Annotated in this window: 19 protein-coding genes; 8 read left to right on the top strand and 11 right to left on the bottom strand. The window is 59.7% G+C overall.

Annotated features, from left to right (window positions below):
• The first annotated feature begins 102 nt into the window (after positions 1-102).
• Entirely contained in the window at positions 103-1,296 is a 1,194-nt protein-coding gene (locus tag ACFO3E_RS01670) for a calcium-binding protein (RefSeq protein WP_066525528.1), read from the top strand.
• Between the two features lie 129 nt (positions 1,297-1,425).
• On the opposite strand, the gene ACFO3E_RS01675 is transcribed toward ACFO3E_RS01670, so the two are convergent.
• The 5 genes from ACFO3E_RS01675 to ACFO3E_RS01695 form a co-directional block, all read right to left on the bottom strand.
• On the bottom strand, positions 1,426-1,698 hold the full coding sequence (locus tag ACFO3E_RS01675) for a hypothetical protein (RefSeq protein WP_066525530.1): 273 nt from the start codon (positions 1,696-1,698) through the stop codon (positions 1,426-1,428).
• A gap of 134 nt (positions 1,699-1,832) precedes the next feature.
• Entirely contained in the window at positions 1,833-2,384 is a 552-nt protein-coding gene (locus tag ACFO3E_RS01680; RefSeq protein ID WP_066525533.1) for a S24 family peptidase, read from the bottom strand.
• A gap of 10 nt (positions 2,385-2,394) precedes the next feature.
• Positions 2,395-3,966, bottom strand: a complete 1,572-nt coding sequence (locus ACFO3E_RS01685) for a hypothetical protein (RefSeq protein ID WP_380801944.1) — start codon at positions 3,964-3,966, stop codon at positions 2,395-2,397.
• Between the two features lie 606 nt (positions 3,967-4,572).
• Positions 4,573-6,552: a flavin-containing monooxygenase gene (locus ACFO3E_RS01690; protein ID WP_066525536.1), complete on the bottom strand. Its 1,980-nt coding sequence runs from the start codon at positions 6,550-6,552 to the stop codon at positions 4,573-4,575.
• A 177-nt stretch (positions 6,553-6,729) separates the two neighbouring features.
• On the bottom strand, positions 6,730-7,152 hold the full coding sequence (locus ACFO3E_RS01695; protein WP_066525539.1) for a VOC family protein: 423 nt from the start codon (positions 7,150-7,152) through the stop codon (positions 6,730-6,732).
• 32 nt (positions 7,153-7,184) lie between these two features.
• On the opposite strand from ACFO3E_RS01695, the gene ACFO3E_RS01700 reads away from it, so the two are divergent.
• Positions 7,185-7,394, top strand: a complete 210-nt coding sequence (locus ACFO3E_RS01700) for a hypothetical protein (RefSeq protein WP_066525541.1) — start codon at positions 7,185-7,187, stop codon at positions 7,392-7,394.
• Between the two features lie 16 nt (positions 7,395-7,410).
• On the opposite strand, the gene ACFO3E_RS01705 is transcribed toward ACFO3E_RS01700, so the two are convergent.
• Positions 7,411-8,469, bottom strand: coding sequence for a hypothetical protein (locus tag ACFO3E_RS01705; RefSeq protein WP_066525543.1), 1,059 nt, complete (start codon positions 8,467-8,469; stop codon positions 7,411-7,413).
• Between the two features lie 85 nt (positions 8,470-8,554).
• On the bottom strand, positions 8,555-10,537 hold the full coding sequence (locus ACFO3E_RS01710) for an NAD(P)/FAD-dependent oxidoreductase (RefSeq protein ID WP_380801948.1): 1,983 nt from the start codon (positions 10,535-10,537) through the stop codon (positions 8,555-8,557).
• A 262-nt stretch (positions 10,538-10,799) separates the two neighbouring features.
• Between ACFO3E_RS01710 and ACFO3E_RS01715 the strand changes: the two genes are divergently transcribed.
• Positions 10,800-11,837: a CHAT domain-containing protein gene (locus tag ACFO3E_RS01715; RefSeq protein ID WP_380801951.1), complete on the top strand. Its 1,038-nt coding sequence runs from the start codon at positions 10,800-10,802 to the stop codon at positions 11,835-11,837.
• 186 nt (positions 11,838-12,023) lie between these two features.
• Here the strand turns inward: ACFO3E_RS01715 and ACFO3E_RS01720 are convergent, their stop codons facing one another.
• The 4 genes from ACFO3E_RS01720 to ACFO3E_RS01735 all read right to left on the bottom strand — a co-directional run bounded on the left by ACFO3E_RS01720 (position 12,024) and on the right by ACFO3E_RS01735 (position 14,408).
• The gene (locus tag ACFO3E_RS01720) at positions 12,024-12,245 is read right to left on the bottom strand and encodes a hypothetical protein (protein ID WP_380801954.1); all 222 of its coding nucleotides are present in this window, start codon (positions 12,243-12,245) and stop codon (positions 12,024-12,026) included.
• A gap of 135 nt (positions 12,246-12,380) precedes the next feature.
• Positions 12,381-13,259 (bottom strand): 3'-5' exonuclease, encoded by an 879-nt coding sequence (locus tag ACFO3E_RS01725; RefSeq protein ID WP_380801957.1) that lies wholly within the window; start codon positions 13,257-13,259, stop codon positions 12,381-12,383.
• 19 nt (positions 13,260-13,278) lie between these two features.
• A complete protein-coding gene (locus ACFO3E_RS01730; RefSeq protein ID WP_380801960.1) occupies positions 13,279-13,998 on the bottom strand; it encodes an RES family NAD+ phosphorylase in 720 nt (239 codons plus the stop codon).
• The gene (locus ACFO3E_RS01735; protein ID WP_066525558.1) at positions 13,995-14,408 is read right to left on the bottom strand and encodes an MbcA/ParS/Xre antitoxin family protein; all 414 of its coding nucleotides are present in this window, start codon (positions 14,406-14,408) and stop codon (positions 13,995-13,997) included. The genes ACFO3E_RS01730 and ACFO3E_RS01735 overlap by 4 nt, the downstream gene beginning before the upstream one ends.
• A gap of 179 nt (positions 14,409-14,587) precedes the next feature.
• Between ACFO3E_RS01735 and ACFO3E_RS01740 the strand changes: the two genes are divergently transcribed.
• The 5 genes from ACFO3E_RS01740 to ACFO3E_RS01760 form a co-directional block, all read left to right on the top strand.
• A complete protein-coding gene (locus tag ACFO3E_RS01740; protein ID WP_237234885.1) occupies positions 14,588-14,644 on the top strand; it encodes a hypothetical protein in 57 nt (18 codons plus the stop codon).
• A 364-nt stretch (positions 14,645-15,008) separates the two neighbouring features.
• Entirely contained in the window at positions 15,009-15,326 is a 318-nt protein-coding gene (locus ACFO3E_RS01745) for a helix-turn-helix domain-containing protein (protein ID WP_066528848.1), read from the top strand.
• Entirely contained in the window at positions 15,313-17,022 is a 1,710-nt protein-coding gene (locus ACFO3E_RS01750; RefSeq protein ID WP_380801963.1) for a SulP family inorganic anion transporter, read from the top strand. The genes ACFO3E_RS01745 and ACFO3E_RS01750 overlap by 14 nt, the downstream gene beginning before the upstream one ends.
• Positions 17,023-17,045: 23 nt before the next feature.
• A complete protein-coding gene (locus ACFO3E_RS01755) occupies positions 17,046-17,354 on the top strand; it encodes an alkylphosphonate utilization protein (protein WP_380801987.1) in 309 nt (102 codons plus the stop codon).
• Between the two features lie 1,077 nt (positions 17,355-18,431).
• Positions 18,432-18,658, top strand: a 227-nt coding sequence (locus tag ACFO3E_RS01760) for a hypothetical protein (RefSeq protein WP_380801966.1), incomplete at its 3' end; no start/stop codon positions are given.

The raw sequence follows: 18,658 nt of genomic DNA on the forward strand, positions 1-18,658 counted from the left end.
GCAGCATCTTCGATTCAGCCTGTAAATATAGCGTTCATAAATCTGTGGTCATTCGTCCGGTCCGCCCGGGGAGGGCTGCACGCAGATTTTGGGAGAAGCGGAATGGGGCGCATAAACGGAACGGTCATAAATGACCTGCTGAAGGGAACGACGTTAGCCGACAGCATCTATGGCGGCGCAGGCGACGATCAAATCTGGGGTGATCTGGGCGACGATTATATTGAAGGCGGCGACGGCCACGACATTCTGCACGGCCAGGGCGGCGTCGATTATATCAAGGGCGGCCTAGGCGATGATCAGATCTGGGGCGAAGACGGAAACGACAAGCTCGACGGCGGCGATGGCAATGACCGGCTCTATGGCGGTATCGGCAACAACATCATGTCGGGCGGCACAGGAAATGACTGGATCGAGGGGGGCGACGGCCATGACCAGATCCTGGGCGATATCGGCAACGACACCATCTATGCCGGAGGCGGTCGCGATTATATCGACGGTGGTGCTGGCGACGATATCATCTATGCCGGCGCGGGCGACGATGGCTTCCTGAACGAGATCAACCCGGCGACCGGACTGATGACGTCTCAGGCTGTAGGCGGCGGCGCTGGTAATGACTGGATCTACGGCGAGGACGGCAACGACAAGTTGAAGGGCCAGTCAGGCGACGACCATGTCTTCGGCGGCAACGGCAATGATCGCGTTGATGGCGGTGACGGCAATAATTTCCTCTACGGCGACGCAGGCGATGACATTCTCGATTCCGAATGGGGCATGGATCGTCTCTATGGCGGCACAGGCCGCGATACGATGGAAGCCGGAGCAGGCAATGACTTTCTCGACGGCGGAGCGGACGCGGACTCGCTGAACGGCGAGGCGGGTGTCGATATCCTCTATGGTGGTGACGGCGATGACCTGCTGCTGGGCGGCGACGGCGCGGACGAGCTGCACGGCGATGCCGGGTTCGACAAGCTGACGGGCGAACTTGGCGCGGACAAGCTGTGGGGCGGCGCGGGCGCTGACTGGTTCGTCTTCAAGGGCGCTGGAGCATTGGACGGCGGCGACCAGATCCAGGATTTCGAGGACGGCGTGGATCGCATCGTGCTGGAGAAGCTGGGCGTCAGCAAATATGCAGCGGGCGGGGCACCGGGCACCATATTCGCGCGGAATGGCGCATCGGGCAACGTGCTGCTGGACGTGGTCACATCGGCCGGGGTTAAGTTCAGCATCGACATTGCAGACCCTACGGCCACGCTGTCGGCGCAGAATTTTTCATCAAGCGATTTTCTTTTCGCCTGAACCTGTTTTCGCAAAAGTAATCGGGCCGCTCTGAAACGGGCGGCCCGAGATCAACAATTATGCACTAGGCAGCATTGCTTGGTCGTAGCGAGTGCCGAACGGGTGCCTGCCGCCAGCCGGGCGGCCGATTCAGTGCCTCTCTGGATGAGCAGAGCCAGGGACGTCAGGCGGGTTGATGCGGGTTTGTAGCGAATCGACGCCATCATGGCCCTTGCCATCGCGGCCGCCGTCAGCGCCACCGCCCCCGCCGCCGCCACTTGAGGCCGCAATCGCTGCGGACGTCAGCGAGGTCGAAAGCATGATCGTCATCGCAGGCGGCACGGTCACTGCGAAACGCCCGCAGCTCTGAAGAAAACGGCGTCGATCTTCTTTCACACCAACGGGGGCATCATCCTCGGTCATGACAAACTCCTGCGACACTCGAATGGCGAACGCTACCACCCCGCGGGTTGCCGACCGATTGCAAACAAGGATGATATCCAATGGTATAGGTGCCCGCAACGCCAGGTAGAGCCAGGGCCTAACCTTCGATCAACTCAAGCGTCGTCGTCGATCATCCCGATGGCTGGGAAGATATGTCTGATCCTGCTGCGGTGGATGGACGCAGTAACCTTGTCGCGATGCTGGGTCAGGCTAATGAGATTGCAGTCTCGCGCGCTCAGCCTGCCTATCGTCCAAAGCGACAGCGCGCCATCGTCCTGCAACTGCACCAACACGTCAGCGCCTATCGAGGCAGGCTTTACCCTGTCGAGAATGATGCGCTCTCCTGCCCGGAAACGCGGTTCCATCGCTTCGCTGGGAATGTAGATAGCGAAATAGCGGTTTGCATCCCCCAGGGCGAACGGAGGCGACATGAAGGCCGCGGGCCGGGCCAGATCGCCTTCCCAAATCTCCAGCTCGCCTGCCAACGACAGGCTCTCCTCGGCAGGAAACAGGAGCGATGCCGCGTAAATCGGGATTTGCCGCTGGTTTGGCATCGAAAAAGACAGGGGCCTTTCCTTCAGCATGACCGGAGCAGCAACCGTGGACGAGGGCGTGGTTCCGATCGCCTCACACATGGCGAAGGGTTCAGGAAACGCCTCCTTCAATTTCGCGATGCTACGCGACGACAGGGAATAGCCGACAGACGGCGACGATCCGACGGCATGCCTCTCCCGGTGTCAACGGGTCGAGCCACTCGCGCAACATGTTGTCGATCCAGACTATCGCGCTGTAGAAGCCGCCTTCCAGCAAGCGGGGATCCATCCGGTGTTCCATCGAAGTGAAATAGTCTTCAGGGAAATCCTTCAGGGCTTCCGATAAAATGGTGATGAACATGAAAATGGCGGTGGAATAGACAGACGCCTTATATTGGAAATGCAGTTCCGCTCGGTCCAGTGAGGGACCACCCTGTGCGCTGCACTCCTCAATGAAGAGATCGATCATGCGGTTCACCAGCTCGATATGCTTTTCCGGCTCAGGCATCATCATCATGCCACTGAGCGCCTGGGCGAGGCTCGCCTGACCCGCGCCGCCCCAGTCGAGTAACCCAGCGTGAAGTTGGCCCCCCTCGTCCCGCCAGAACCAGGCATTATCGACATTTAAATTGATGTGACACAAGCCGGTATAATCGACATCTGACAGCAGGTAGGCGAGCACCGCATCCTTGTGCTCCAACCCGAACAGCACATCCTCGCGCCATCTCGCGAGGAACTGCGGGCGGGTCACCTCTGGTGCGAATAGGTGCGGCGCGACCCGGCCGATAAAGTCGATCAGCCGATCGAGCGCGGGCTCGGGGTGCGCGATCGGCTCGAAATCGCGCGCAGCGGCGGCGAAGGGAAAAATCTCTTCCAGATCATGGCCGAGGTCGCCGCGCTTATGCGCCGCCACCAAGCGGGCAAGGTTGCGCGTAAGTACCGCATAATGTTCTTCTACGCAGGGCACCTCATGATCGTAGCCCTTGCGATAAGCGGGCTCGACGGTGCCGACGCCGAATGGAACCCGTTCCGTTATGAGGATATAATTTCCCGTATGCGAACTATGGTCGCCGAAATAATAGCGGCTGACGGTGACGGGGAGTTGCCGTTCGCGCGACAAACGAGCCATTCGAATCTCGCCATCGGACAGGCGGAGAAGCCCATATTTGTGATGAGCGTCGGCCGGCGGGAACTTTACGAACAGGTGCGTCTGCAATCCAGGCTCGTCCCGTGCATAGGCCAAGGTGAGCAGGCCGTTTTCCGACGCCCCGCGAATGTCCAGCTTGTTGAGGGAAACGATCTGCGTAACGCGATTGTCTGCCGAGAGCGCGCCAGATGCCCGAAATGCGGCGGTTAGGAAGGCCGGCCCCGCTTCCCGGAGTCCCGCAAGATCGATTGGAAATTCAAGTCCATAATGGTCGCCCGGTGAGACCTGCCAATGTCGCGCGGTGAAGGTGTCGTAATCCAGCGTGGCCTTCACCACCGCCGGAACAGGGCCGAGCGCGTCAGCATTCACCCAGCCGGCGGGGCTGGCGATGCGGACGCACTGGCGGCCGCCGACGTCCCTCCCGCGTTCCGCACACACCACCAGCACTCCGCTGGGCAGATGATGAAGTTGCCGGCTATCGCTAGCCACGCCCGCCCGCACGACGGCACCGTTGGGCGCGACAATCCGGTATCGCGTACCGGGCGACAATGCGAGGTCTTCAATCATGGGCCGTCATCTCTCCAAACTCCTACACGCAGCCTTACCTGGCAGGCGCTTATATTACAGTACAATGTGCATTTATTGCGGTAAAGCGGATTATTTTGAGAGGGTGTGGCACCAGAGGGTTCATCGCGATGGTCCGGAACCGTTTTCAGTCCTCATCGTCCATGAAGACGTCACAGCCCCTAACGAATGAGGACACGCAGAACATTCGCAAGAATTTCTGGATAACCTTGCATCGGTCGCGATCTGTCATCGGCGAGTGCCGTCAGGATCGGCGCCCAGCATGGATATGATGCCGACGCTATTGAACACCATTCTGCTTAGGACTGGCATATCGCGCCCCAATAGGGCGAACCAGATCCAGGAATTCTTGTTATAGAAACAATCTTAGATCTCGGAATAGAGCACAACGCCGCGCTTCGCGGACATCCCCAATATATAGAACTCAGGGACATATCCCCGTCGGTTTAAAGCCTTCTGGCACGGCGTCAGAGGCGGATACCATTCACCTCTTCGGGCGACTTGAAGTGCTCAGCAACGATCCGCTGCCATGGCTCGGGGCCACTGGCAGCGCTTCTACATGAATAAGGGCGAAGGGATTACGATCGTTCAGATTGACAGCAGCGACATGGGGCGCGGCGCACGCTTTTCGACGTTCGGCCGATATGTAAGGACGAAATGCTCCATTTCGGGTTGGCGCATCGCATGCCAGACCGTGGAGTTGTGACGCGGCGTCGCGATGACGATGCGACCGCTATCGTCGTGGCGGTAATAGCCGTGCGCACTACCCTTGCGATACCAGGCCGTGTCTAGCAGCTTCTCCTGCGTCCAGTCATTATAGGCGCGTGTGGCCTCGACATCTGGTTCTACAGCCGCGATGTCCTCATCGATCATCGTCTGCAACAGCTCAACGATATAATGCACCTGTTGCTCGCCTATGACCGCCGCATTAGCGGTGAGGTTGCAGTTCGGCCCATGGGTGATGAACAGGTTGGGGAACCCCGGCACGGTGATGCCTTCATAGGCATAGGGGTAGGGTGTGAAGGTTTCCTTCAGCGTCCTGCCGTCCCGTCCTGCGAAATGCATGTTGCTATACCAGTCCAGATGGAAGCCTGTCGCGAGTACGACAGCATCACATTCGATGCGTGTCCCGTCAGCCAATATGACGGCATCCTCCTCGAAGCCCGCCAGCTGCCCCTCTATAAGATCGACGTTCGGGCGCTTGAGCGCATCATAATAGCCGCAATCGAGGATCGGCCGCTTGGCATAGAGAGGATAAGGAGGGGTAAGTTTCCGTACCATTTCCGGATCATCGGGGAAATGGCTCTTGAGATAATCGAGGCTCATCTTCGTGACGGCATCGTTGAGCGGACCGAATCCGCCGGTCTTCTCGTTCCACTCCTTGTCGAATCCCATCATGCCGCGCATGTCCATCATCTGGCTGGCAAGGCTCTGCATCCGCTTCCACTGCGTGACATAAGGAATACGCTCCATCGCCAAGCGTTCCAACTCGGGCACGGGCGCGAGCGCCTGCGGATTGGGAATGATATAGTCGGGCTGGCGCTGTACCGTGGTAACATGACCCGCAAATTCGGATATGGCGCGGGTAAGCTGTACGCCGCTGCAGCCGGTACCCACGATCACGACGCGCTTGCCTGTCAGATCAACGTCTTCGTCCCAAGCGGCAGAATGGAGCACCGGCCCATTGAACCTGTCACGACCCCGGACGTCCGGCCAGCGCGGGCGGGATAGCACGCCAACACTCAGGATGACGGCATTCGCCTCATAGGTAACAGCCTCTCCGTCCCGGATGGCCTTGACGATCCAAAGCTGCCGCGCCTCGTCCCAGTCGGCCGATTGCATTGTCGTATTGAGGTGGACGTGCGGCCGGATACGATGCTTGTCGGCGACCCGCTCTAGATATTGGAGGAACTCATCCTTCATCGGGTAGAATTTGGTCCAGGACGGATTGGGGTCGAAGGAATAGGAATATTGCACACTGGGTGTATCCACGGCAGCGCCCGGATAGCGGTTCACGGACCAGGTGCCGCCAATCTCATGCCGACTTTCCAGAACCGTATAGGAAAAACCGGCTTGCTTCAGCTTTACTGCAGCGTTGATCCCGTGCATCCCGCCGCCGATCACCAACACGTTGAAATCGGCAGGCGGCGCAACTTCCGGCTTGTGGACACGCGTATCAGTGACGAATCCGCCATGATGGCGCGCCGGCTCGATCGACGCTTCGGGCAACTCCTGACCCAAGGCCAGCTTCAACATATCACGAAATAGCGCGGGATCCGGTTCCCTCATCAGCGGTTCCGGCGAGCGCGCCATTTCCTGGGCCAGCATAGCGCGAATTTCGGCGACTACAGCCGGATCGGCCTGCTTATGCTCGCGACTGCCGAGATTGACGAAGGCGGCGCGCTTTTGGTCCTCCGTTCCTTCGAGGAGCGGACCATATCGATGAAGCAACTGCCTATCGCCGGTTATGTGGATTAAGCTAAGCAACGCCACGATCGGGTCAAGATCACCGATGACAGCTTCCAGGCGGACGGCAGGCTCTCCGCCGCTGTGGATAGGATTGAACATGACATTATCTCTCCTAAACGTCGGTGTTATGGCCGATCTCTATCGTCACGAATGTTGTGGAGGAGCTTTTGGATCAAGCCGTTTAGAGGCTGTTCCATCTATCCAGAACAGGAGCCCTACCGCCCCCTTGACGTCGATAGGTTTCTCTGCGGCTCCCGATGATCTGCGACTGACTGGTCAGCCGCCTATTTGGCTGAGTTGCAGGACATGCCCCTCTGGATCGGCGATGAACGCTACTTGCATTCCGCCCATCCCAGGCACCTCCCGCGCAGGCTCAAGCACACGTGCGCCAGCGGCCTCCGCCCGTTCGATCAAACCGGCGATGTCCTTAGTTGCGAGGCCAAGGATCAGTTCGTTAGCAGCCGGAGTCCCGGTGTCGTGGAACTGGGCAAGGATGAACAAGGGACCGCCAGCATAGGTCGGCATGAACACGACTTCACTGACTTTGCGTCCTACGATTTCAGCTTCGACACGGTTCATTTCGACAAGGCCGATCACAGAGCTGTAAAACGCAACTGCGCCTTCGAGGTCTTTTACCTGAAGCTTGGTGAACATGAAGTCGGTATCTTGTGTTTTCGCGTGCGGTATTTGGCTTGCCATTACACTCTCCAGTTTTTCAAATTTCGCGCAATATGATCATTGTCGCCTTCGCTGAACTGTCGCCCCTCTTGAGCGCCATGCAAGCGCCGACGATCACCAATTTCTGCCCGATGCTGGCGCGTCCGGCACCTATCCTCGGGTCCCTACCGGGTGATCGCCTGATCGAAGCCGCGGATTGTCAGCATCTGCAAATAGCCTTCAGGTCGAAGGTCATTCTTCACGTGAATATTTCAACGACATGATGGATCGGAGCCGCCTTCAGGCAGCTTCGTCCAGCGCGTCTGGCGGGATATTGGCCGGCCCGCCGATGTCATAGACCCTGGCGAGCAGACCGACGAACGCATTGTCGTGCAACGGGTCCGTCGGTACTTCGAACTCGACGCCACGCTTCTTCATGTCATCGATCAGCATGTTGATCGCCATCTCATGCGTGATGTCGTCGCGGTGGTCGTAGGTCAGCTTGAAATCGTCCAGGTCCTTGAACAGGCGCGCGCCCCAATGGACGAGAAAGCGCATTTCCCGCTCCGGCACCTTCTGATTGACCTTGCCGAAGGTTTCGATCTGCCAGCCAGTCGGATCTTGCGGATCCGCGCCGAAAGTGGAGCTGATGTCCATGCCCTGCGGCTTGCGCAGGGCTGCCGGGCCGGTGGCCTGACCATGGTGGAACATCATCTCATTTTCGACGACCACGGCCCGGCCCCACATGGGTGCGTTGATCTGAAATGGCTCGCCGCTTGGGCCGTTCGGCCAACAATTGAACCCGCCACCAACCTTGCCTTTATAATACCAGGCGATGACTTGACCTTTCTTCGACCGCCAGCGATCGAACAGGCAGGACTTGGCCATGGTCAGCAGCAGCCAAAGCGGCGTATTTTCCATCGTGAGGCCCCGAAAAACGGTGCCGTCCAGATGCGGCGGGCCGCCGATTGGCGTCGGACCCTGGATGTTGAACAGGAAGGTCTCGGGCTCCGCATATTGGCAGTTCCAATATTTGCGGACGAGGTCCAGGAAGCGGCTGTTATAATAGCAGTCCTCGATCTCGGGATAGAAGCAGGTGCCGCCTTGCGCCAGATAGCCGCGGAACACGGGGTTGAGCCCGATCATGTCCCAAGTCAGCTTGACGCCTTCGGGAATGGTGCCGGACGTGGTGGCGATCACCTCTTCCGGCGTCTTGAAATTCTCCGCCAGGATCAGCGGCCATGGGCCGTTGTCCCGCACGACCTGCAACAGCCTTGCGTGCTGATCGTTGCTATAGGCGTCGTCGATCAGCTGGGGCGGAGCAACCGGACGGAAATTTTCGGCGAGATCGCGAAGCATAATCTGTGTCTCCAATATCTTGCAGCTGTCACCGCAAAAGAAGGAGGGTGGCCGGCCTAGAGGCCCAAAAGCCACCCTGAGCGGATCAAATCGTCAACGTTTCCATGTCGCGCTGCGCAACCGGGGCGTCCCCGTCCTTGCGCGTGACGTTGAAATCCTCTTCGCGTGGACTACGCAGATCGTGCCAGATGCGCGAATTATGGCGCGGGATGGCCAGGATCACCTTCTTCTGCCCATGCGCGCCCTTGTCGCGATAATAGCCATGGGCGCTGCCGCACTGAACCCATGCGGTCTTCGCCAGCTTCGTATCGACATCGTCGATGAACGCCTGCGTCGCCTGCTGCGAGACGTCGAAGGACGACAGATGATCGTCCACCATCCATTGCAGAAGTTCGACGATATAATGGACCTGCTGCTCACTGACGACCGCATGATTGGCGACCAGATAGCTGTAGGGCGCGCCCATGAAGACGAAGTTCGGAAAGCCCGTGATCAGCATGCCTTCATAGGAGAAGGGATGCGGATCGAACGCGTCCTTCAGCGTCTTGCCGCCGGTTCCACGAATGTCGAACTGGCGTCCGAAATGGAGATTGTAGCCGGTCGACAGCAGCAATACGTCGCATTCGATGCGCGTGCCGTCGGCCAGGATCACCGCGCTCTCATCGGCTTCCGCCAATTCACCGCGCACGATCGAAACATTGGGCTTCTTTAGTGTGTCGTAGAAGCCGCAGTCCAGGATCGGGCGCTTGGCGAAGACCGGGAAATTGGGCGTCAGCAGCTCGACCATCTCCGGATTGTCGGGGAAATGGCTCTTCAGATAGCCCTCGCACATCATCCGCATGCCGTCGTTGATCGGACCGAAGCCGCCGGTTTTGGCGGCATATTCCTCGTCCTTCATGATCATGCCGTGCATGTCGCGCATCTGGCTGTGCAGGCTCTGCAGCCGCTTCCACTGCGCCACGAAGGGGATATACTCCATCGCCCAGCGTTCCAGTTCGCCCACGGGCGCATGCGCCTGCGGATTGGGGATGATATGTTCGGGCTGGCGCTGGACGATAATTAGCTCCCCGACATTGTCGGCGATCGCGGTCGCGACCTGCACGCCCGAACAGCCGGTGCCGACCAGCACGACCTTCTTGCCGGTGAGGTCGACGCTATGATCCCAGGCGGCGGAGTGGATCACCGGACCCTTGAACGAGTCCAGATTCTTGACCTTGGAATAGTTGGGATTGTTGTTCGGTCCCACTGCCATGATGAGCACGTTGCACTCATAGGTTTCGGCCTTGCCGTTCCGTACCGCCTTCACGGTCCAAATCTTGCGCGCCTCGTCCCACTCCGCGCCTTCGACCCAGGTTCCGAACTGGATACGGTCGCGCAGATTATATTTGTCGGTGACGCGGTCGAGGTAAGACAGGAATTCAGGACCGCGCGGATAGAATTGGGTCCAGGACGCATTGGGTTCGAAGGAGAAGGAATAGATGCGGCTGGGCGTATCGACCGCAGCGCCCGGATAGGTGTTGGTCAGCCAGTTGCCGCCGACCTTGTCCAGCGCCTCCAGCACCGTGAAGTCGAAACCCGCCTGCTGCAGCTTGATCGCGGCGTTGATGCCCATCATGCCTGCGCCCACGACCAGCACTTTGAAATCGGCCGGGGGCACGTCCTTAGCCTTGCGCACGCGTGTATCGGTGGTGAACCCGGCATGCTGGAAGGCAACGTCCACCGACATTTCGGGCAGGTCATTACCCAGCAGCAGGCGGCTCATCCTGCGAAACATCGGCATGTCGATCTGCGGCATCACGGCGGGCTTTTCCGCCTTCACCGCCGCACGGAGCCGGTCGCGGATCTCAGTCGCCACTGCAGGATCGATCGTCGGGCGCTCTTCATGCGCGTGGATATCGACAAAGGTCTCGATCAGCTCTTCCTGGCGGCCGTCGATGGCGTTCCAATAATGGTTCAGCAGCGTACGGTCGCCAGTGATCTGAATTAGCGCCATCAGCGCCATCGTAGGATTCAGCGCATCAATGGCGGCGTCAATTTTTGAATCGGTGTCCAGCACAGGCGCGTGCATCCCGTCTCTCCTTGAATCTTGCTCGTTCGTAGACTCGCTATCAAGGAATTACATCTCAATGTGTAATTTGTCAACAGACATCCGCTTTGCTGCCGATTTTGCGCCGCGCACCGGTGCGAAAGATGGATGAACCGAGCACCAAACGACGTGTCGGCCGCCCTACACGCTAACGGAGCATGGCACCGTCGACGATTTCCTCGATCTCCTAGGTGCTTGGTATGCACCCGCCGGCGGTCGCGACTGCGACGGCGATGTCCTCGTGGTGGCGACCGCCCACCGCCATGGTGTCGGCTATCTATGGCCCGGCGGTCGCCTAGTCATCCGGCGAGAGGACGGCATCGGTAGCTTCGACCGGATGATGGCAGCGGCATCGTTGGCCCAGCGCGACTTCCATCGCGTCGGCGGCATGGGCGACCAGTTCCCCGCCATCGCCCATGACCGGCTCGGCCAGCCTAACGAGGCGGCGGGCCAGGAATTCGAGGCAGCGGTCCGCGCCCATTTCGGACCGGGAAGGCTTCGCAATGCGCTCCCCCAAGGCACGGCCGCACGCTCACTGCTCGCCATCCCCGCGCTCCCGGTCCCGATCGGCGCACTGGTCGCACTGGAGACGGACGCAGCCGTGGCGCAGGAGGTGAGCCTGCGCCAGGCGCCGCCCGACCGGCCGATCCGGCGCGTCGCCATCTGGCCCGGCTCGACGATGCACGCGGGCTTCGAGGTCGAGGCACTCGAGCGCGTCGCGGCCCAGGCCGGGTGGCACCTGGAGATCGGGACGGATGGGGATGACCCCGAGGCGTTCGTCCGCTTCTATGAGCAGGCGGAGGCAGACCTGCTGTGGGTCATCGGCCACGGCGAGCATTCGCCCTACCGGCTGGACGAGAGCGGCCTCGCGATCAGCGAGGGGCTCGTCGGCGCCGAGGCGCTGCGCCGGATCCCCGCCGGTGGCGGCCGGCGCCTACTCGTGCTCAACGTCTGCAGCGGGGCGGCGATCCAAGTCCACGGCGGCACCGCAAGGATCGGATTCTCCCACGAATTGACCACGCCCGAACAGCAGGTGATCGCCCACTTGTGGCCGATCGGCATGTACACGGGCCTTGCCTTCGGCGCGAAGCTGGCGCTCGAACTGGCCCGAGTTCCTGTGGCCGATGCCTATCGCAGCTCCGTGCGCGGGCTCGCGCAGCCGGGATCCTTGTGCGACGAGCTCGTCGCCCTGCTCGGCGGCGATCCGGCCTCCACGATCGCATCCGGCACCAACACGCTCAGATCGGCAGCATCCTGTCATGGGGGGCACCCGTCCTGCTGACCTGATCGCCGGCGCTGCACCTGCGAAGGTACGCCGTTCACCGGTGCGGCCAGCCGGCCGGTCCGCCATTTTCCTTCGTCGGTCGGGACAGAGGCATTGCCGCGCCTCGTGCGACGGGCGCACGACCGCGCTCTCGCGGCGGGGTCGCCGAGCCGCGATGCGTCTCGGCCATCAACGCGGCTGCGATCATCGCTGATGGGGCCTGACGCAGCGGGCACCAGCCTCGATGGTCGTGGCGAGTGACGAGCATCGGCGCAGCTGCCGATCGTCCGCTTCCGGCGTGAGCTGTCGTTCCGAATGCGTCGTCGGAACGGCGATGTTGGTCGGCAGCCGACCCCAAGTCAGCGTCAGCTTTCCCGCAACCCGGCCCCGAACCGGACGGTCGCCTGACCGGTCAGAACAGGCCATCGAATTGCCAACCGCGAGCCTTGCTGCTTTTCGCGCCAAGACCGCTTGGCGAGGTGAAATCGAACTCTGTAAGCGTTTTGGAGCGTCCCCCTTGAACCGCAGCCGCCGCCGCGATTCGATCGCGTGCCGAAAAATTCATCGATGCCGTTCGCAGGCCGTTACGGGGATGAATGCTGGCTCACCATATCCAGCATAGACATCGCTATTCAGCCAGGCGCGTTCGACATCACTCTCGTCCTGGCCGACGCTCTTCCACCAGAAACGCATGGCTGCGTCCCAGCGATAGCCCCGTGCCTTCAACCGATCCTTGGCATCAAAAGGCGCATCGATGGCATTCACCCGATATGTCGGCCGTTCTGAGCACTCGATGAGCTTCGACAGGATCGTCGTTCCGTCGGATAATCCGTGGGAGAGCAGATACAGAAGCGCAAGAATATCGTTTTCGGCCCTGTGCCCTTCATAGAACCAACCGCATTGCGCGACGAGATGCGCGAGGGCACGCCCCTCGAACCCGAGCTCAAGCCAATCCAGTTCAGCCATCGAGCAGGCCCAGGGCTTGTCGGCAATGGCCGGCAGACGCCGATCAATAAACGGCCTGTCGAACGCGGCATTGTGAGCAATGATGATGTCGGCGGACGAAAGAATTTCCACAGCCATCTCTTCGTCAATTGCCTGGCCGGCAACGTCGTCTACTGCGAGGCCGGTAAGTTTGGTGATCTTCGGATCGATCGGGATGCCGGGATCTTCACGCCACACCCGCGGCAACCCTACCTGTACGATCCGCCCACGATCATCGAACCGGAAGCCCTGCACAGCCAACTCGATGATGCAATCGGTTTCGCGATCGAGACCGGTCGTCTCCACATCGATTACCACGCCGATCCGACCGGACGTTAGCGGATTCACCTCATGGAAGTGGGTGACAGGAACAAGGCGGCGCTGCACGCGGTAATCAGGATGCATGTTCAAAAGATCGGCCGCCTGAGAATGGCGATCGGATGCGGTAGCATTCATTTCACAGCCAATCCCGCCATCAGTCCTCTACTACCCTGAAAACCGCGCCGCTTCCGGCATCCCGAACAAGATCCACCCGCTTTCCATCCCAATGATAATCGAGATGCCGGCCTTGAATGGGGTTGGAGGCACAGTCTGGATAGAAAAGCGCGACACATTCGCCGCCTGCCTGCCGGACGCTTGGATAGGCAATTCCGTCCGACCCTGCGCCTCGCAGACTAGCAGCGAGTTGCTGGGGCGCCTGGTAGGTCTGAGGATCAAGCCAAAGGCCAAACTCATCCGATCCCCCGCGAAGATCATGCAGCGCAGCATCGACCTTAAGGATGATCTCCCGGAATTGCGACGTCCACCCGGCCGGCTCGGCCGTCCGAGCCATGAAGCGTGCATGATGATAGATCGTCTCGAACAGCGCGGTTTCATAGCTTCGCGCGACATAGAGAACGCCGTAGCTTCCGCCCGAGAATCGGCTCGGGCGGTCAGGGCTGACGTGAGTAAACGAGGCCATCAGATAGGATGCCCCCAAGCCACCGACCCGCCGGCCCGGAGGGACAAGGTCGATGTTACCGACCGACGCCATGATGCGTGGGTTTGTCTTCTGCTCGGCCGAAATGAGGAGAGGCCAGTCGGCTGGGTCTGCAATATCCTCGAACAGATCGATAGGAGGATAGATGCTGCGGATGATCCTGACCGCGCCCTCCCATTCGACCCTGTTGACCGGCGGCACCGCAACTCCCGTCACCAGCCGCCCCGTTCCGCGTCGAGATAGCGCCGCACCCGCATAATGTCGGTAAGTTCGCCGCCAAGCATGACCGCCAGCGCACTCGCTCCCTCGAAGGCCGCATTGGGTGCTTTGATCCAGTCATAACCGCGTTGCGGCTCCTGAAAGATGAGGCGCAGCGCCTTGTGAATACCCATGAGGTTGGAGAGCCGGGCAAGCCCGTCGCGGGAGATGCGGCCCGGTCCCTCCGCCTTCCACCGACGGAAACTGCGCACCGGCATATCGGTCAGGACGGCAGCCTGCTCGTCCGTCACCCCCCATTTGGCGAAGAGGTTGAGTGCTGCACGAAACATCGCGCCACCCTCTGCCTGGGTGAGCGGTTCCGGCCGAAACGGGGCCGGGATCGTCTCAACGGGTTGCAACATGGCCATAAAGCATCTCCATGTGGCATGATATAAATAGATGACTGCCAAATGGCAACGTCGTGCGCTGCCTTATGCTCTATTTGGCATAAACGCCGGGTATGCGCTGAATCGCATAAGTCATCACTCCCTTAAACCCCGATGAAGTTTTGCGTCACACCTTCCGCCGCACGGCGATCACCCACCTGGTGCAAGCTGGCGTTGATCTTCCCACTGTCCAAAAGGTGAGCGGGCACAAACCCTAGCTATGGTGGCGCGCTATGCCCATGCGAATGGCGAACTATCGACGCCGCCATGGATAACCTTGAGCAGCGCATCGCACTACCATTGCGGGATCCGTCACACCATGTCGCGGAGGGCTGCTTCGGCAAATGTGGGCTCATTGGTCGTCATCATTCCCCCTGCACTCATTCCCGCCGCATTTCCTGACCCATCCTCCTGCTCACGATAAAGAGACCCTCGGCAGGTCAGACTCTGGCTAATCTGCCGCACCGTTTTGCGGCATCTGGAGCAGAGGGGAGATGATGTATGAGCTATTATTCATCTATCACATCGTATATATGCAATGAAAGATTGTAATTTGATGTTTTATATATCATACAGATGCCCATGATCACATCTCAGCAAATGCGGGCTGCGCGAGCCTTGCTCGGTATCGATCAACGCCAACTCGCCGCACTGGCGAGCGTGTCCCTGCCGACGATCCAGCGGATGGAAGCATCCGATGGGCAGGTGCGAAGCGTGGTTGATACATTGGTGAAGGTGATCAACGCGCTCGAGGCGGCAGGGATTGAGATCATCGGGGAGAATGCCCCGAGCAATGGCGCAGGGCGCGGCGTCCGCCTCAAGGAAACAACCGCCGGTCAACAGCCCAGACGCGTACCGTCAGTCCTGTTCGATCAAACGGCCGAAGATGATGCATGCTGATGGACGACTGATCGCTTTCACACCGAAGTTGATCACGGTCCTGCGCGAGGGCTATTCGATCGACCGGATGCGGCGCGATTGCGTTGCCGGCCTCACGGTCGCGATCGTCGCACTACCCCTGGCCATGGCGCTCGCGATTGCGAGCGGCGCTTCTCCTGACAAGGGACTGGTCACGGCTGTCATAGCCGGTTTCCTGATTTCGGCCCTTGGCGGTTCGCGAGTCCAGATCGGTGGGCCGACCGGCGCCTTCGTCGTCGTCGTTTTCGGAGTGATCGCGCAACACGGCTATGACGGCCTACTTATCGCGACACTGATGGCGGGACTCATGCTGATCGTCGCCGGATATTTAGGTCTGGGCAGCCTCGTGCGCTTCATTCCGCAGCCGGTGGTAACGGGTTTCACCGCAGGCATCGCGGTCATCATCGCGTCGAGCCAAGTGAAAGATTTCCTCGGCCTGTCGATGGCCCACGTGCCCGCCGATTTCCTGCCCAAATGGGGAGCCTATTTCGCTGCCCTGGACAGCGTCCGGATCGTCCCGCTGGCGGTGGGCGCAGGGTCGCTGGGGCTGATCATAGCCCTCCGCAAATGGGCACCACGCTTGCCCGGCTTCCTGATCGCCGTCATATTGGCCGCAGCGGCCGTGGCGCTTCTGCATCTTCCGGTCGAGACGATCGGGTCGCGCTTTCCGGACCTGCCCACCGACCTTCCCGCCCCAGCGTTCCCGGACTTTTCTCCTGCCAAGCTTCAGGCGGTTATACCGTCGGCGTTCACCATCGCCTTTCTCGCCGGGATCGAGGCGCTCCTGTCTGCGGTCGTGGCCGATGGAATGATCGGTTCAAGGCATCGATCCAATCAGGAACTGGTAGGTCAGGGCGTCGCGAACATCGCGTCGGCATTGTTCGGCGGCTTGCCCGCGACAGGGGCAATCGCTCGCACGGCGACCAACATCAAGGCCGGTGCGATCACGCCCGTGGCGGGTATAATGCATGCCCTGTTCCTGCTCCTGTTCATCCTGTTCGCCTCGGATCTTATGGCCTATGTGCCCCTGGCGGCGCTCGCGGCCATCCTGTTCATGGTCGCGTGGGGCATGAGCGAGCATCATCGCTTCATCCAGTTGCTGCGCATGCCTAATGGCGATCGCAGCCTACTGCTGCTAACTTTCGGCCTTACCGTGCTGGTCGATCTCACGGTCGCCATCGGCGTTGGCGTGACGCTCGCTTCCCTGCTCTTCATGATGCGCATGAGCCAAATGGTGGAGATTGCAAACGACAGCGGCAACGGCGCGTTATCATCCGAGGAAGCGGGGGAGGATATTCATCAGCGCGATGCGCTTCCCCCAAGGGTCGAAGTATTCCGTATCGAAGGCCCCGTTTTCTTTGGCGTCGCGAACGAATTGCTCGACACGCTGCGACGGATCGGGCTTCCGCCAAAGGTCATCATACTTCGCATGCGGCGGGTGCCCCTGCTCGATGCCAGCGGCGTGACGACGATCGAGGAAATCGTTCGGCAAGCCGGGTCGGCAAGCACGCAGATCATAGTTTCAGGCATCCAGGCGCAACCCATGGCGATGCTCGAGCGGGTTTCTCTGGGACCAGCAGACCGGCGTGTAATCTTCTGCGGTGATTTTCCCGAGGCCCTGCGCGTCGCGAGAGCGATCGCGGGCGCGCCAACAGCGGCAGCCGAACAGCTCAATTGATCAACAGCCAGATGGATTTTGAAATGACTCCAACGAATGATGACTATGTCTATGATGAAACTTCGGGTGAGTGGATATCGGCAGAAGAGGCTGCAGGGAAGGCCCAGGATGCCGGCAGAATCGAAGTGCGAGATTCCGCCGGTAATCTTCTGGCGGACGGCGACAGCGTCATCACGATCAAGGATCTGAAGGTCAAGGGCGCCGGCCAGACCTTGCGCAAGGGCACCGTGATCAAATCGATCAGGCTCACCGGCGACCCACAGGAAATCGACTGCCGCTATGAAGGCATCAAAGGCCTGGTTCTCCGCGCCGAGTTCGTACGTAAGCACTGATTTTGGCGTATCTTGAGAATGTGGCGGTCTAACATCTTCTCATCGTGGCCAATCATCTTATAGAAATACGTCGCTCGTTTGGAACATTGACCGATGCTCACAGTCGTACGCCATTGAGCCGAGCGCATTCCCGGTAGCGGTCATCCTGCCGATGCACTCAACCCAGCCTTGAACCGTTCCAGCCATGCGCGAACCATAGCGGCATAGGCGGGCAACCCGGCCGCAGCGATGACGCTTCCACCCTCATCCGATCGCTCCACCCCAACGGATCGATGCCAATCGCCCTGGCACGCGGATCCCGAATTGTGGGTATTTGCAGCGCAGAATGGCGAGATCCAAACGGCCGGTTCTAGCGCTAGGATTTCGTCTCTGAAGGACTGACACTGGGGCATAGTGGCCGCAATCGCCCACTTTAAGAGCATCGTTTCCGCAGACTGGCAAACAGGACGCCAGAGAATTCCGGGGCTTAGCGCACCGTCCTATCGGGCCAGAATGGTCTCACCCGCCATGGTAGGGCGTTGGTCGAGGCCATAAGGCACGGCAATGTCGGCACTATTTGCACCGCCCATCGAATGATCTAAGTCATTGAATTTAAAGGACAAATATGTGGTGCACCGCGCAGTGCAGAGCTGCATGGTCTCTGTACCGCATTTTTCCCGTCTTTATGGGAATTTACTGGGAATAACGCCAAGAACGTTCCTCGCCGCAGAGCAAGGTGAGCCAGACAGCCCGGCCCCTCTGGGCGTGGAAGCCCTTTTCCCATTTTCAGATATCTGGGAATTCGATTCCCAAAAACGGAACCGAATTGGTCCATGGTCATGTCGCTCGACCTGGTTCCGTTAACATCCTGATCCATATCAAACGCTGACATTCTTCAATCGCTCTCTTGCGAGACGAGCGAATGTCCAACTTGCGGTGCGAAAAGTTTTCAAAAGGGCAACCCGTTGCCTCCCTTGATTTTTACTTTCTTACAATCTTCCGTGAAATACGCCATCATTACTGAGAGTCGCCAACAACGTGTAGTATATATCGTTAGATAACCTTCCGCGATATTCGCGTGTTTGAGGGGCTATTAACATGTCCAACGATCTTACGCCGCAGACAGATAGCTTCGTCGGCACGGCCTCGGACGAGCTGGTGAATGCGACTTCCACCACCCTCAATCCGGCGGACAGTCTGGATGGCGGCGGGGGCCATGACACGCTGGCGTTGTACGGGGCGGGCACGTTCAACCTCGCGGCTCTAGCCCAGTTCACCAATTTCGAGCAGGTGGATGTCACCAACACGACCGGCAATCAGCTATC

Source organism: Sphingobium tyrosinilyticum (assembly GCF_042654265.1).
GTDB lineage: Bacteria > Pseudomonadota > Alphaproteobacteria > Sphingomonadales > Sphingomonadaceae > Sphingobium > Sphingobium tyrosinilyticum.

Coding starts and splice junctions, on each gene's coding strand:
- ACFO3E_RS01670 (WP_066525528.1), top strand. CDS start 103: ATGGGGCGCATAAACGGAACGGTCATAAATGACCTGCTGAAGGGAACG.
- ACFO3E_RS01675 (WP_066525530.1), bottom strand. CDS start 1,698: ATGACCGAGGATGATGCCCCCGTTGGTGTGAAAGAAGATCGACGCCGT.
- ACFO3E_RS01685 (WP_380801944.1), bottom strand. CDS start 3,966: ATGATTGAAGACCTCGCATTGTCGCCCGGTACGCGATACCGGATTGTC.
- ACFO3E_RS01690 (WP_066525536.1), bottom strand. CDS start 6,552: ATGTTCAATCCTATCCACAGCGGCGGAGAGCCTGCCGTCCGCCTGGAA.
- ACFO3E_RS01695 (WP_066525539.1), bottom strand. CDS start 7,152: ATGGCAAGCCAAATACCGCACGCGAAAACACAAGATACCGACTTCATG.
- ACFO3E_RS01700 (WP_066525541.1), top strand. CDS start 7,185: ATGATCATTGTCGCCTTCGCTGAACTGTCGCCCCTCTTGAGCGCCATG.
- ACFO3E_RS01705 (WP_066525543.1), bottom strand. CDS start 8,469: ATGCTTCGCGATCTCGCCGAAAATTTCCGTCCGGTTGCTCCGCCCCAG.
- ACFO3E_RS01710 (WP_380801948.1), bottom strand. CDS start 10,537: ATGCACGCGCCTGTGCTGGACACCGATTCAAAAATTGACGCCGCCATT.
- ACFO3E_RS01720 (WP_380801954.1), bottom strand. CDS start 12,245: ATGGCCTGTTCTGACCGGTCAGGCGACCGTCCGGTTCGGGGCCGGGTT.
- ACFO3E_RS01725 (WP_380801957.1), bottom strand. CDS start 13,259: ATGAATGCTACCGCATCCGATCGCCATTCTCAGGCGGCCGATCTTTTG.
- ACFO3E_RS01735 (WP_066525558.1), bottom strand. CDS start 14,408: ATGGCCATGTTGCAACCCGTTGAGACGATCCCGGCCCCGTTTCGGCCG.
- ACFO3E_RS01745 (WP_066528848.1), top strand. CDS start 15,009: ATGATCACATCTCAGCAAATGCGGGCTGCGCGAGCCTTGCTCGGTATC.
- ACFO3E_RS01750 (WP_380801963.1), top strand. CDS start 15,313: ATGATGCATGCTGATGGACGACTGATCGCTTTCACACCGAAGTTGATC.
- ACFO3E_RS01755 (WP_380801987.1), top strand. CDS start 17,046: ATGACTCCAACGAATGATGACTATGTCTATGATGAAACTTCGGGTGAG.